The sequence below is a fragment of the Arsukibacterium sp. genome, assembly GCF_036735525.1.
In the GTDB taxonomy this organism is placed as follows: domain Bacteria; phylum Pseudomonadota; class Gammaproteobacteria; order Enterobacterales; family Alteromonadaceae; genus Alishewanella.
In genome coordinates this window covers 1-12,868 of record NZ_DAINOE010000087.1, presented here as the reverse complement: position 1 = coordinate 12,868, position 12,868 = coordinate 1, and the positions used below count along the sequence as shown (strand labels likewise).

Below are 12,868 nucleotides of genomic sequence, written 5' to 3'. Positions count from 1 at the left end.
CATCCAGATGGCTAAAATATACTTTGCATTACATATGATTAAAAATGGTATATTCTCATGCATGAATGAATATAAGTCATGGAATGCCAATGATTGAAAAAATACACCTTAGCATTTTGCGGGAAATCGCCCGCAACGGCTCCTTAACCGCGGCGGCGTCCAGCCTGCATTTAACGCAATCGGCGCTAAGCCACACCATCAAAAAGCTGGAGCGGCATTGTGGTGTAACACTTTGGCAAAAAGACGGCCGTAATATCCGCCTGACCGACGCCGGCCAGTATCTGTTAGAGCAAGCAAACCGTATCCTGCCGCAACTGGAGCGGCTGGACGACACCTTAAAACAATATGCCAACAATGAGCGTGGCAGTTTGCGCATCGGTATGGAGTGCCACCCCTGCTATCAATGGCTGCTGGGCGTGGTCGAGCCCTTTTTGGCACGTTCGCCGGGCGTTGATATTGACGTAAAACAAAAATTTCAGTTTGGTGGCATGGCGGCATTGTTTAATTACGATATTGATGTGCTGATAACGCCAGATCCGATCGTCAAAGAGCATATCTGTTTTGAACCGGTGTTTGATTATGAATTGGTGTTGGTGGTGGCAAACAGCAGTCCCCTGGCTCAGTATACCGAGCTTAAGCCTGAGCAGCTGAGCGAGCAGACTTTGTTAACCTATCCGGTGGATATAGCCAGGTTGGACATATTTCAGCAATGTTTACTGCCGGCGCAGGTGATGCCCAAGCGGCATAAAACGCTGGAAGATACCGCTATTATGTTGCAAATGGTGGCGGCCAACCGCGGTGTAGCGGCGCTGCCGCGCTGGCTGGCGCTGGAATATGCCAAAAGCTTACCTATCACACTTATCCGGCTGGGTGATAAGGGCATACAGAAACATATCCATGTGGGGTATCGCAAATTAGATCAACACAACCCCAATATTGAACACTTTATCCGCCTGGCCAAAAGCGGTGATACTGCCAGGGCTTAAGCTTGGTAAAATCCTGGCAGTTTCTTGGCAAATTAGGGCATATCAGGCGATAAGGCCGCTGAAGTTAATCGCTATGCCCGCCAGCGCTGCTAACGCTAATACCCGCATAATGCTTTGGTTGTATTTAAACAGCGCCAAGCCGGCCAACAGGCCCAGTGCCAGGGCAATAACATCAAACGGCGCACTGAAGCCCTGCGGCCATAGCACATAATAGCCAAAAAACAGCGCCAGATTGACAATAACCCCCACCACAGCCGCGGTAATGGCGGTAAGCGGGCCGGTAAAAAATGCCTGCTTGCGGCTGGCTTCTACCAGCGGCGCACCGGCAATAATAAATAAGAAAGACGGCAAAAAAGTGAAAAAGGTGACAATGGCGCCTGCCATTACTCCGGCGAGTAGCAGCTGATCTGCGCCAAACAGCTGTTGGCTCCAACCGGCAACAAAGCCGACAAAGGTCACTACCATAATCAGGGGGCCGGGAGTACTTTCACCCAGGGCCAGGCCATCTATCATTTGCAATGCCGTCAGCCACTGATATTGCTCCACGGCGGCCTGATAGACATAGGGTAATACCGCGTAGGCACCACCAAAGGTTAACAGTGCCGCCTTGGTGAAAAACCAGGCCAGTTGGGTTTGGGTGCTGTGCCAGCCATAGATGACGCTTAACAGGCCAATGGCCAGACACCAAATGCCGACACCCATCAGTATGGCGCTTACCAGCTTACGCCAGCTAAAGCGTTGTGATGTACTCACTGCGCTGTCGTTGTTGATTACCGCCGCGGTTTGCTCGCTGCCCTGTGTTGCACTGTGATGGGCTGACGGCACTTTAAGCTGTGCCGGAAACCATTTCATCAGCAGCAGGCCCACTAAGGCTGCGCTAAAGACAATAAGCGGAAACGGCAGATTAAAACCGGCTATGCCAATTAGCGCCAATAAGGCCAGGGCTTTTAAACTGGAGGTATGCAAGGTTTTTTTCGCCAGGCGCCAGGCGGCAAACAGCACTATGGCTGTCACGGCCGGTTTAATGCCATAGAGCACGCCTTGTAATACCGGCACATCACCATGCGCCAGATACAGCCAGGCCAGTAAAGACAAAATAAAAAACGACGGTAAAATAAACAGTAACCCGGCGATTAAGGCACCGCGTTTACCATGCAATAGCCAACCAATATAGGTTGCTAATTGCTGCGCTTCTGGTCCGGGTAGCAGCATGGTGTAATTCAGCGCATGTAAAAAACGCTGCTCTGAAATCCAGCGCCGCTTTTCTACCAGCTCCTGATGCATCATCCCCAGCTGACCGGCAGGCCCGCCAAAGCTGATAAAACCCAGCTTCAGCCAGTATTTAAAAGCGGTAAATAAACTGACCTGAGATTGATGATTTGGCATTCGGGTGTCCTTAGCGCTTAAATTTCGTTTCCAATATAACCGAAGACGTGGTGCGCTCCACCCCTTCTAAGTTACCTATGTCATCCAGTATATGGCTAAGCTGCTCGGTATTTTGCGCCTGAACTATGGCAATTAAGTCGTATTCGCCGCTTATTGCATAAAGCGCGGCAACTTGAGGGATCTGCTTTAATTCTATATTGGTGCGTGCGGTCAGTTTCTGGCGCACTTTAATACTGACATGAGCAGCTACCAGTGTCGCTAAATAGGCATCGCCATACTCTAGCGTATAGCCTTTAATCACACCGCCTAATTCCAGCTTTTGCAGCCGGGTTTGTACGGTTGAGCGCGACACACTGAGTTGCCGGGCTAAATCGGAAATACTGGCCCGGGCGTTATGTTGCAGCACCGCTAATAGCTTTTCATCTTCTTTGGTTATGTTGTTTGCAGACATTTTGCTAAACCACTCCGTCAAAATGACGTATTTGTCTATTAAATTGCCAATAATGATACTGCACATTGCCTAAGCTAGCCAATATAATATAGATATTAATGGGCTCCCACTAACACTAACTGATTAAACGGGGCCAGATCAGCCAAAGCAGAGGTGTATATGCAAGTAAACAGAAGTGTGTTTGATGACGTGATGGTCCCTAACTACGCACCAGCGCAACTTATTCCGGTTAAAGGTGAAGGCTCACGCTTGTGGGATCAGGCCGGTAAAGAATATATCGATTTTGCCGGTGGTATTGCTGTTAATTGTCTGGGCCATTGTCATCCGGCGTTAGTGAATGCCTTAAAAGAGCAAGCCGATAAGCTGTGGCATTTGTCTAATGTGCTTACCAATGAACCGGCATTGTTGCTGGCCAAAGCGTTGGTCGACAGCACCTTTGCTGAAAAAGTCTACTTTTGTAACTCCGGTGCTGAAGCAAACGAAGCGGCATTAAAGCTGGCGCGCCGTTATGCTAAAGATAAATATGGCGAACATAAAGATCAAATTATTGCCTTTAAACAAGGCTTTCATGGCCGTACTTTCTTTACCGTTACGGTGGGCGGCCAGCCGGCCTATTCTGATGGTTTTGGCCCTAAACCCGAAGGCATAGAGCATGCAGAATTTAACAACCTGGATAGCCTAAAAGCCTTAATAAATGCCAATACCTGTGCGGTGATGGTTGAACCGATGCAGGGTGAGGGCGGTGTACTGCCGGCTACGGCGGAGTTTATTAAAGGTGTACGCGAGCTGTGTGACGCTAACAATGCCCTATTGATTTTTGATGAAGTACAAACCGGCGTCGGTCGTACCGGCGAGCTTTATGCGTATATGGCTTATGGCGTGACCCCGGATATCTTAACCACCGCCAAAGCCCTGGGAGGCGGTTTCCCTATTGGCGCTATGTTAACCACTACTGCCATTGCTAAGCATTTAGTGGTGGGCACTCATGGCTCTACTTATGGTGGCAACCCGCTGGCTTGTGCGGTAGCCCTGGCGGCGCTTAATACGGTAAATACCCCGGCGGTACTGGCGGGTGTCAGCCATAAAGCTGAGCTATTTAAGCAGGAATTGCAGCGTATTAATGCAAAATATCACGTGTTTAGCGAAGTGCGTGGCATGGGTTTACTGATTGGTGCGGTGTTAAATGCCGATTATGCCGGTAAAGCGCGCGATATCATGCTGGCAAGTGCTGAGCATGGCGTTATGACGCTGGTAGCCGGTATGAATGTGGTGCGTTTTGCCCCTTCACTGGTGATACCCGATACAGATATTATGGAAGGCATGGCGCGCTTTGAGCAGGCCATTGCCCAGGTAGCGGCTACGTCAAGTGCCGCTTTGGCAAAGCAGGCTTAAATTATGTTGGTTATCAGGCCCATTAGCACTGCCGATTTTGCTTCGCTAAAGCAAATTGCCATCGAGTCTGGCCATGGCTTTACCTCCTTGCCAGTGCACGATGCGCGCTTAACGCAAAAAATTAAGCATGCCGAGCAAAGCTTTAGCGCCGAGGTGAGCACGCCTGGTGATCAGGGGTATTTGTTTGTGCTGGAAGATAACAGCACAGGCGAAATTGTCGGCACTACGGGTATAGAAGCCGCGGTTGGCTTGCAAACGCCGCTGTATCATTTTCAGCAAAATACCGTGATCCATCACAGCGCTGAGCTGAACGTAATGAACCAGCTAAAAACGCTGACCTTGTGTAACGATTACACCGGTGCTTCAGAAATTTGTACCTTATTTTTGCGCGAAAGTTATCGCCGTAATCATGCCGGACGCTTTTTGTCGAAGGTAAGGTTTTTATTTATGGCCGAGCACCCACAGCGCTTTGCCAGTAAAGTGATTGCCGAAATGCGTGGTGCGGCCGACAAAGACGGCCAGCCACCATTTTGGAACTGGTTACAAAAATTGTTTTTAACGATTGATTTCCCCAAGGCCGATCAGCTGATTGGCGTGGGGAAAAAGGCCTTTATCGCCGAGCTGATGCCACGCCACCCGATCTATGTCGGCCTGTTACCAGAAGCCGCGCAGCAGGTGATTGGTCAGGTACATGAAAATACTAAGCCAGCGCTGCGTATGCTGGAAAAAGAAGGCTTTAGCCACCGCGGTTATATCGATTTATTTGATGCCGGGCCGACAGTAGAAGCCCAGTTAAGCCAGATTAAATCGGTTGCTGCCAGTAAAAAAGTGCCGGTGACTATTGGCCCGGTACAAGGCGAGCATACCTTGGCGGTAGCCAATACCCAGGTTAAAGGTTTTCGGGCCAGCTTTAGTAAAGCGGCCTATTTTGATGAGCAAAGCGGTGAGCTGTGTTTATCGGCAGAATTTGCCGATGCCCTGCAGTTGCAGCAAGGTGATTTGGCCAGGTTTATTAATCTGGATCAGGCCTAAGGCCACAGATTTGCGGTAAAATAGCGTTTTTTAACTATCTGATTATTTTTACTATTGAACACAGCTTAAACGGAGTTGATATGCACACTGATGTAAATGCCCTGTTCGCCAATTTATGGCAAGACTATGTAGCGGTAACGCCGTCGGCCAAAAAAGTGCACCAGTTGTTGGGCTCATCGCAACAAGATGACGTTATTAATGACCATATTGCCCTGCGTACCTTTAACCTGGAAAAAGTCAGCCTGGATAAACTGGCCGCGCATTTTTTAGCGCTGGGCTATGAAGAGTGTGGTGAATACCACTTTGAAGCGAAAAAGTTGTATGCCAAGCATTTTGAACACCCGGATCGCAACCAGCCTAAAGTCTTTATTTCTGAGCTGTTGCTGGAACAATGCTCGGCTTTTTTACGCGACACCATCACTGAGTTGGTTGCGCAAATCCCGGCAGAAGCAGTAACGGCGGATAACTTTTTATACAGTGGCACGCACTGGCAAATCAGTCAGGCTACCTATGAACAGCTGTTAGCCGAAAGCGAATACGCGGCTTGGGTTGCGGCCTGGGGTTATCGCGCCAACCACTTTACCGTAAGCGTAAACGAGCTGAGCAGTTTTAATAGCTTAGAGCAGGTAAATACCGAGCTTAAACAAGCTGGCTTTTTACTGAATACCTCAGGGGGTGAAATTAAAGGCACGCCAGAGGTGTACTTAGAGCAGTCATCTACTCTGGCCGACTTACACCCGGTACAGTTTAGCGACACTGTAGCTACCATCCCCAGTTGTTTTTACGAATTCGCCCGCCGTTACCCGTTAAGCAACGGCATGCTGTACAGCGGTTTTGTTGCCGCATCAGCCGATAAAATTTTTGAAAGTACTAATGCGCGTTAAGCAGAGTGGCTATAGGCGCTAAGCGTTAGTTAGGCATTTAAAATACTAAGGGGCGCCATTACATAAATGGCGCCCCTTGTTGTTGTTTGAGCAAGATTAACGGGTTAAATTTTTGCGCCGACGAATAGCGACTAATCCGGTTAAACCTAATCCGAACATTAATAGTGATGCCGGCTCCGGAACAGGTTGCGGATCAGGATCAGGTACACCAGTTAGTGGAAAACTTGCTGATATATATGGCAAAATGCTTCCATCCGTTCTGATATGACCAAAATGGATAAACATTTCAATCCCATTAGGTTGAATGCCAATTGGGGCTTGTCCAACCGTTTCTCCACCACCCCATAATTCAGTTGGTGTCACGCCTGACAGTAATACTGATGTTGGGTCAGCAAAGTTAACAGGATTACCAAAACTCCCCGTTACCGGATTAACACCGATTGCACTAAGAAACGGATTAGCATTTCGGGTCCAATCAGGTGAGTGATCCGTTCCAACCCAAACACCGCCGCCAGCGGCTTGTAAATTCGTCGCGACATTTTGTAACAATGCCACTTCAGAAGCTTGATTTGGTTGAAAATAATAACCATAGGAACGGGTATCCACAACTAATCCCCGGTTATCCCAAAAACCTGCAAGTGCATTGATATCTGCAGCATTCAGATACAAGGTATTTGTCAAATCCCACAGAAATACCTGATCAAAACTATTGCTGGATAAGGTTGCAGCTAATGTTCCTGACGTTCTGACATCAACCACTGAAACAGTATGGCCTGCATTGGTAAGATTGGCGGCCATTTCAGAGGTGCCTGTGTTTCCAAACTCCGTAATCAGAATAAGCGCAGCATTAGCTTGCACTGATAGAAATAACAGGAAAACAGAAAATATCAATTTGTTCATTTTAATGGCGTCCTTAGCGTTATAAATTAAACTGAACTCAGTTAAGCAATAAATGATCCATGTTTTATTTTCTTTTTAAAGCAATGCTATAGCGTGATTTGCTGCCATTTTTTTTAAATTTTGTAAAGTATTCAGACAGTTTGTAATGCAATAAAAACCGCTTGTCTATGCTGCAAAGCTCAAGCTATTTTCAACATTAAAACAAATTGCAATTAAGTGATCTGCTAAGCCGGTTATTACCATAGAACCTTCTGCAACAGCTGCTGTCATAGCGATTAATAGCTGTTATGCTAGAAAAACGTTAATGATCGGGAATAAAACCCGACTTAAAGGATTGATATGACACTAAAAGGGCTTATTACAACCACTTGTTGTCTGTTTTTATTAGGACTGGCGTCATCAGTCAATGCCATGGAGTTTGATAAAGTGACGGTGCCGCTGCAGCATCCGGCTAATGGAAATATAGTGCAGCTGAATAACTCCAATAGCCTGTTGGTGTCTGGTTTTAACCAGTTTGAGCGCTGGCTGACAAAGGTCGATTTAGCCGATTACTCCAGCAAGCTATTAGTTATACCTGAAGACGCCCAGTATTTTACTACTGCACGCCTGGCGCAACATGACAAACAACAGCTGGTGTTTCTGGGCAGTAGCGGTATTTATCGTTATGACAGCAGCCAGCATAGCAATGAGCTGCTGCTGGCCACTGAGTCGATGTTTCGGGTGGTGGATGAAGCGCGCTTACGTAGCCGTGATTTTAGCGTGGATTTAGGCTCAGGTTTATCTGATTTTTTACTGCCGGACTTTAGTCATTTCCATTTATACCGGCAACAGCCGGATGGCAGTTTTAATCATTTTGCCTTGCCGGTGTCGGCACGTATTCAAGCTTGGAACAATAACCGTGCCGATTACAGTGCCCGGCGTTTTTTTCAGTTGGATGTTAACGGCAATGGCTTAACCGACTTGCTCTTTGTCGAAGATGGCCGTTTTAGCGTATTTTTGCAGCAGAGCAATGGCGATTTTGCCACCAGCCCTTATTACCCGGACTGGCCGGTATTATTATCTACCGAGCGCCAGGCCGATCAGCGTTCAGATGCTGGTCGCAGTTACAGTGGCCAAAGCATAGTGAGCTTAAATGACATTACCGATTTAGACGGCGATGGCATTCCTGATCTGGTGTTAAGCCGTGAAAACATTGCGGATGCACTGGATAGAAGCAGCAGTTTTGAAATTTTTTTTGGACAAATGAGCGAACAGGGGCTGCAGTTTAGTACTACAGCAGATACCCGTATTAATGTCGACTCGGTACCCACCGAAGTGGTTATAGCTGATTTTAATGGTGATGGCCGTAAAGATTTTTATATTCCCACCACCAATATTGGGCTTAGTACCATTATCCGCGTTTTAGTGCGCGGCAGTGCCAATCTGGATATTGATTTTTACCTGCTGGATGCCAATAGAAGCTATCCGGTCAAAGCCGATTTCAGGCAACGTGCGACCATAGATGTGAGTATTTCCAATTTACGCTTTGATATGCCGTTATTTGAACTGGCCGATTTAAACAACGACGGCAAAAAAACCTTGGTCGTGGGCGAGGGTGGCAGCCAGCTCAGGTTTTATGAACCAGATAGCAGCCGTTTATTCAGCCGGCGCAGCGAGCAGGTAAATCTGGATTTACCGCGCGACAGCAGCAGAGTCAGGGTGATGGACTTAAATGGCAATGGCAAGCAGGATATTATCCTGCCATTTGACAGCCTGGATAAAGAAGCGAATCGCAACCAATTACAGTTATTGTTCAGCCGCTAGCCTGCGATGCAGGCTAGAGCATGGCTAGTCAATCAGCTGCAAAATATCGCTAATCATGTCGTCCATGGTTAACAGCCCGGTTAATTGGTTATTACTGGTAACCAGTACCCGCTTTAATTTGTGCTGGCTCATTAAGTCGGCGGCATGTTTTACGGCCAGCTCCTGGCTTACTGCTATGGCTGGCTTAACACAGACATCATAAACGTTGATTAAATCTATATCGCCATCTTCGGCGATGATGGTTTTTAGCACATTAGTGTAAGTAATGAGCCCATAAGCATCATGGGCGGATTGCCGGTCAACCACCAGACACTTAATGTTGTGCTTTTTCATCAGGCTTAAGGCTTCACGTATGCTGCTAAAAGGGGAGATAGTCACCACTTGTGGCACCATTAAATCTTTAACCAGTTTTACGGCCATCTTGTTGCTCCTAAACTTGCTGCTCGCGCAAATGCTGTTCAAATTTCATAATTTGCTTCATATCAATGCCGGTGAGATGATCAATCGACACCGTAAAGGCAATACCGCGGGATTTCTCTTCATGTACTAACAAATGTTGCATTTTTTTCAGTATGGGCAGTGATAAGTGTTTAGCGACCACCATTAATAATACTGATTGGCTGCCCTCAAAGGTCATACCAAAAAAAGTCTTTTTGCTTTCACCGCCAATACCTCTGCCCGATAAAATGGTGATGCCGGTAGCGCCAGCCTGCTTTGCCTGCTCAATGGCTTCTTCTTCCAGATCATCTGGTGCTATAACCACTATGGCTGAAAATTTCATGTTGCTTCACTCCTGACTTGACTTAACCGCTCGACCACTATGGCGTAGATCATCACGGTAATAATCGGAAATATAGAGGCAAAGGCAATTAAGCCAAAGCCATCTATTAACACATTTCGACCCTCAATAGAGCTGGCCAGCCCTATGCCTAAAGCGGTGACCAGTGGCACTGTGACTTCTGAGGTAGTAACACCACCTAAATCAAAGGCCAGCGCAATGATATATTTTGGCGACAGGGCAGTGAGTATCACCACCAGGGTGTAGCCAGCGATAATATAGTAATGAATAGAATCACCACTGATGATCCGGTATACGCCAATGGTAATGCCTATGGCCACACCAAAGGCGACAATCAGTCTAATCGCCGAGCCTTTGAGTTTGCCGCGGGCGGCTTCTTCAGCCTGATGGCCAATCGCAATGAGTGCTGGCTCTGCCATGGTAGTAGCAAAACCAATCATAAAGGCAAACAGTAAAATCAGGCTGTTAAAGCCTTTCGCTATCAGTTGCTCGGCCATCAGGCTACCGACTGGAAATAAGCCCAGTTTTAAGCCCAGTACAAAAGCGTACAGCCCCAGCAATACCATTACAAAGCCGGCAATCACCTTTACCGGGTTGGCCAGTGGCCGGCGTAAAATCAGGTATTGGAATACCAGCACCACCAATATCATCGGTAAAATATCTTTTACCATAGTGGCTAAATCCAACAGGGCTTTGAGCAGCCAATGCAACTGACTGGCCGCGACCGCTTGCTCAACTACCGCAGTGGCAGTACTAAAGTTATACACCCAAATACCGTACACTTGCACACTGATCATCGGTACCATGACGGCTAGGGCAACTAAGCCAAAACCGTCGGTTAATGGGTTGCGGCCTTTAATCGAACTGGCCAGGCCCAGGCCTAAGGCGGCAATTAATGGTACCGTTACGATATTAGTAGTCACGCCGCCGGAATCATAGGCCAAACCGACAATCTCGGGTGGCGCAAAAAAGGTCACCAGCAATACAATGATGTAGCCGCCAATCATCAGCCAATGAATAGGCCAGCCTAAAATAATGCGTAGCACGCCCAGAGCCATGACCGCGCCAACCGACAGCGCCACTATTAAGCGCAGTGTTAAGCCATTGACCCGGCCTTCACTGATCTGCTCGGCTTGCTCGGCCACGGCAATTAACGCCGGTTCGGCAATCACCGCGGCAAAGCCAATAGCAAAACCAAAAGTCATCAATAATGGCAAGGAGCCTTTGCGGGCAAACTGGTTAGCGAGGTTTTTTCCGACCGGAAAAATGCTCAGCTCCAGGCCCAGCAAAAACAGCGCTATACCAATAGCAACAATAAACAAACCTATAGTGATACTCAGCGGATCTGACGGCAGGCTTTGAAATATCAATAATTGGAAAAACAACACAACCAACACTATAGGCAGCAAGTTTTTTAATGCATGAAGCAGTTGATGTAGAAATTGCTGCAGCACTGAGCCTCCGTTAGTTAGTGTGAAAACGTACTGAATAAAGTCTAGGGTAAAACCTGGTACAAACCCAAGACTTTTTAGAGTAAAGTTTTGATATATCGCAAGATGTTAACCGCAATTAGGCTAGAAAAGGCCTTTCTGCAGGCTTTAACTTAATAATTGAGCGTTATTAGGGACAATATTGGCAATTTTTCTGAGCTGTGATTGCAAAAGCACCGATTTCTGTTTAGATTGAACTTAATGTAATAAGTATGGCAGGGATTAACATGAAAAAATGGTTAGGTGTCGCCGTAGCGGCTCTATTAGTAGCAGGTCCGGTACAGGCTAACAGCCAGGACTATAAACTGGTTACCGTCGCCGGATATCTTAATTTTTACTTGCTAAACATTAATGCCTGCCAGGATTTTCACCCGGCGGTGCGTCAGGCGGCTTATACTGCTGAAAAAGAACTCTACCCTTGGCTCGACAAACTGCACCAAAAACTGGGCAACAGCAAACTGGTTGATGATGTAGTAAAACGCCGCCGTGCCATGCTCAATACCCAGATAGAAGAAGGTGAGTTCTCCTTAGAGCATTGTCAGGCCATCGTAAAAATTCTGACAGAAGATGGCTTAGATAAAACCCTGCTTAGCGCGCTGGACTAGTTTTCTCTTAGCGTCAGTTGCTGTTAAACAGACAGCTACTGTTGGCCAGTTTCTGAAAAATAACCCGGTTTATACCGGGTTTTTTTATTATTGCTGCTGCCGCAAGCCTTTTATTTAATTTTTAAGTAATTGAATGAAAGCGTTGGGTAGCATTTAGTGGTGCAGGTGGCGAAAGGCTTGGAGAGGCTATACACAATTTCGTTTGGGGCCGTTGTGAGGTTAGCACCTCAAACTAGGGCGGCATTATGAAGCAATTTAAAAAGTGCATCTTGAATTGGTGGAATGACTTAGTACACAGGGTCAATAATAAGGGTGAGGACACATGGTCAGTGGCCTGTGAACACAATAACCTTATTGTTAGCAAGAATAACCGAGAGATAGCCAAGCTCAAGCTGGATCAGGTTGTTTGCGTAACCACCTACAAAAAAGACCTTGTTACTTACGATCCTGTTTTTCTGTGTTTTTTGGATGAGAACGACTGCTCTATTGAGGTATGGGAGGGTATGGATGGATTCGATTCTTTCATTGGCAATGAGCTAGGCAAGTTTTTTGACGTTGAGCCAGACTGGTTTGCCAGCGTGAATAAGGGAGCATTTGCTGAGAATAGACGTGTAATCTGGAAACTCTAAACGGATAAAGAGGGCTGAAATCAGCCCTTCCTGCCATTATCACAACTTCAGGATTACTACCAATTGACAACTTGGGATGACTTTAAGTCGAGCAAAGCCAGATTGATGGCGTCAATTACTGGCAGGAAATGCGGTACGACAGCCTTTAATGGCATTACTTACAGCGAGCCACCCATTTACTATTAGTACAATGCGATAGGTAATCTGACGCAAAAGAGCGACTATGCCAGTGTACTTAACTACGGTAACAGCAGCCGCAACGCTGGCGGCAATGCCGGGCCCAATGCGGTACGTAGTATCACGCGTGCTATCGGCGGCAGCACCAGCTACAGTTACGACAACAACGGCAATATGCTGCAGGGTGATGGCAAAACGCTAACCTATAATGCCTTTAATCTGCCGTTAACGGTAAACCGCAGTGGCAGCACAAGTACCTTTAGTTATGGCGCGGATTTACAGCGCTAAAAAAGGTACTAAGCAACAGCAGTGGCACGGAAACCACGCACTATAT

Annotated in this window: 13 protein-coding genes; 7 read left to right on the top strand and 6 right to left on the bottom strand. The window is 47.1% G+C overall.

All coding sequences use genetic code 11. The features are described from left to right. Window positions 1-89: 89 nt before the first annotated feature. Window positions 90-986: a LysR family transcriptional regulator gene (locus V7D78_RS14130; protein ID WP_333609101.1), complete on the top strand. Its 897-nt coding sequence runs from the start codon at window positions 90-92 to the stop codon at window positions 984-986. A 42-nt stretch (window positions 987-1,028) separates the two neighbouring features. Here the strand turns inward: V7D78_RS14130 and chrA are convergent, their stop codons facing one another. Both chrA and V7D78_RS14120 read right to left on the bottom strand, forming a co-directional pair. Further along, window positions 1,029-2,372: a chromate efflux transporter gene (gene chrA, locus V7D78_RS14125; protein WP_333609100.1), complete on the bottom strand. Its 1,344-nt coding sequence runs from the start codon at window positions 2,370-2,372 to the stop codon at window positions 1,029-1,031. Window positions 2,373-2,382: 10 nt separating this feature from the next. Continuing rightward, the gene (locus tag V7D78_RS14120; RefSeq protein WP_333609099.1) at window positions 2,383-2,823 is read right to left on the bottom strand and encodes an Lrp/AsnC family transcriptional regulator; all 441 of its coding nucleotides are present in this window, start codon (window positions 2,821-2,823) and stop codon (window positions 2,383-2,385) included. Window positions 2,824-2,982: 159 nt separating this feature from the next. On the opposite strand from V7D78_RS14120, the gene V7D78_RS14115 reads away from it, so the two are divergent. The 3 genes from V7D78_RS14115 (at window position 2,983) to V7D78_RS14105 (ending at window position 6,131) form a co-directional block, all read left to right on the top strand. Next, window positions 2,983-4,215 (top strand): aspartate aminotransferase family protein, encoded by a 1,233-nt coding sequence (locus tag V7D78_RS14115; RefSeq protein ID WP_333609098.1) that lies wholly within the window; start codon window positions 2,983-2,985, stop codon window positions 4,213-4,215. Between the two features lie 3 nt (window positions 4,216-4,218). After that, window positions 4,219-5,247, top strand: coding sequence for an arginine N-succinyltransferase (gene astA, locus V7D78_RS14110; protein WP_333609097.1), 1,029 nt, complete (start codon window positions 4,219-4,221; stop codon window positions 5,245-5,247). Window positions 5,248-5,327: 80 nt separating this feature from the next. Then, window positions 5,328-6,131: a DUF1338 domain-containing protein gene (locus tag V7D78_RS14105; RefSeq protein WP_333609096.1), complete on the top strand. Its 804-nt coding sequence runs from the start codon at window positions 5,328-5,330 to the stop codon at window positions 6,129-6,131. Window positions 6,132-6,227: 96 nt separating this feature from the next. On the opposite strand, the gene V7D78_RS14100 is transcribed toward V7D78_RS14105, so the two are convergent. Then, on the bottom strand, window positions 6,228-7,031 hold the full coding sequence (locus tag V7D78_RS14100) for a PEP-CTERM sorting domain-containing protein (protein ID WP_333609095.1): 804 nt from the start codon (window positions 7,029-7,031) through the stop codon (window positions 6,228-6,230). 339 nt (window positions 7,032-7,370) lie between these two features. On the opposite strand from V7D78_RS14100, the gene V7D78_RS14095 reads away from it, so the two are divergent. Beyond that, on the top strand, window positions 7,371-8,834 hold the full coding sequence (locus V7D78_RS14095; protein ID WP_333609094.1) for an FG-GAP repeat domain-containing protein: 1,464 nt from the start codon (window positions 7,371-7,373) through the stop codon (window positions 8,832-8,834). Window positions 8,835-8,858: 24 nt separating this feature from the next. Here the strand turns inward: V7D78_RS14095 and V7D78_RS14090 are convergent, their stop codons facing one another. Genes V7D78_RS14090 through V7D78_RS14080 form a run of 3 tightly spaced genes read right to left on the bottom strand, consistent with a single transcriptional unit; the run spans window position 8,859 to window position 11,087 of the window. Then, window positions 8,859-9,254, bottom strand: coding sequence for a CBS domain-containing protein (locus V7D78_RS14090; RefSeq protein WP_333609093.1), 396 nt, complete (start codon window positions 9,252-9,254; stop codon window positions 8,859-8,861). Window positions 9,255-9,264: 10 nt separating this feature from the next. Beyond that, a complete protein-coding gene (locus V7D78_RS14085; protein ID WP_333609092.1) occupies window positions 9,265-9,615 on the bottom strand; it encodes a P-II family nitrogen regulator in 351 nt (116 codons plus the stop codon). Further along, on the bottom strand, window positions 9,612-11,087 hold the full coding sequence (locus tag V7D78_RS14080) for a DUF1538 domain-containing protein (RefSeq protein WP_333609091.1): 1,476 nt from the start codon (window positions 11,085-11,087) through the stop codon (window positions 9,612-9,614). The genes V7D78_RS14085 and V7D78_RS14080 overlap by 4 nt, the downstream gene beginning before the upstream one ends. Before the next feature lie 263 nt (window positions 11,088-11,350). Here V7D78_RS14080 and V7D78_RS14075 point away from each other — a divergent pair, with 263 nt between their 5' ends. Together V7D78_RS14075 and V7D78_RS14070 are read left to right on the top strand one after the other, a co-directional pair. Then, a complete protein-coding gene (locus V7D78_RS14075) occupies window positions 11,351-11,728 on the top strand; it encodes a hypothetical protein (protein WP_333609090.1) in 378 nt (125 codons plus the stop codon). Window positions 11,729-11,973: 245 nt separating this feature from the next. Next, the gene (locus tag V7D78_RS14070; RefSeq protein ID WP_333609089.1) at window positions 11,974-12,357 is read left to right on the top strand and encodes a hypothetical protein; all 384 of its coding nucleotides are present in this window, start codon (window positions 11,974-11,976) and stop codon (window positions 12,355-12,357) included. Window positions 12,358-12,868 lie beyond the last annotated feature (511 nt).

Coding starts and splice junctions, on each gene's coding strand:
- V7D78_RS14130 (WP_333609101.1), top strand. CDS start 90: ATGATTGAAAAAATACACCTTAGCATTTTGCGGGAAATCGCCCGCAAC.
- chrA (WP_333609100.1), bottom strand. CDS start 2,372: ATGCCAAATCATCAATCTCAGGTCAGTTTATTTACCGCTTTTAAATAC.
- V7D78_RS14120 (WP_333609099.1), bottom strand. CDS start 2,823: ATGTCTGCAAACAACATAACCAAAGAAGATGAAAAGCTATTAGCGGTG.
- V7D78_RS14115 (WP_333609098.1), top strand. CDS start 2,983: ATGCAAGTAAACAGAAGTGTGTTTGATGACGTGATGGTCCCTAACTAC.
- astA (WP_333609097.1), top strand. CDS start 4,219: ATGTTGGTTATCAGGCCCATTAGCACTGCCGATTTTGCTTCGCTAAAG.
- V7D78_RS14105 (WP_333609096.1), top strand. CDS start 5,328: ATGCACACTGATGTAAATGCCCTGTTCGCCAATTTATGGCAAGACTAT.
- V7D78_RS14100 (WP_333609095.1), bottom strand. CDS start 7,031: ATGAACAAATTGATATTTTCTGTTTTCCTGTTATTTCTATCAGTGCAA.
- V7D78_RS14095 (WP_333609094.1), top strand. CDS start 7,371: ATGACACTAAAAGGGCTTATTACAACCACTTGTTGTCTGTTTTTATTA.
- V7D78_RS14090 (WP_333609093.1), bottom strand. CDS start 9,254: ATGGCCGTAAAACTGGTTAAAGATTTAATGGTGCCACAAGTGGTGACT.
- V7D78_RS14085 (WP_333609092.1), bottom strand. CDS start 9,615: ATGAAATTTTCAGCCATAGTGGTTATAGCACCAGATGATCTGGAAGAA.
- V7D78_RS14075 (WP_333609090.1), top strand. CDS start 11,351: ATGAAAAAATGGTTAGGTGTCGCCGTAGCGGCTCTATTAGTAGCAGGT.
- V7D78_RS14070 (WP_333609089.1), top strand. CDS start 11,974: ATGAAGCAATTTAAAAAGTGCATCTTGAATTGGTGGAATGACTTAGTA.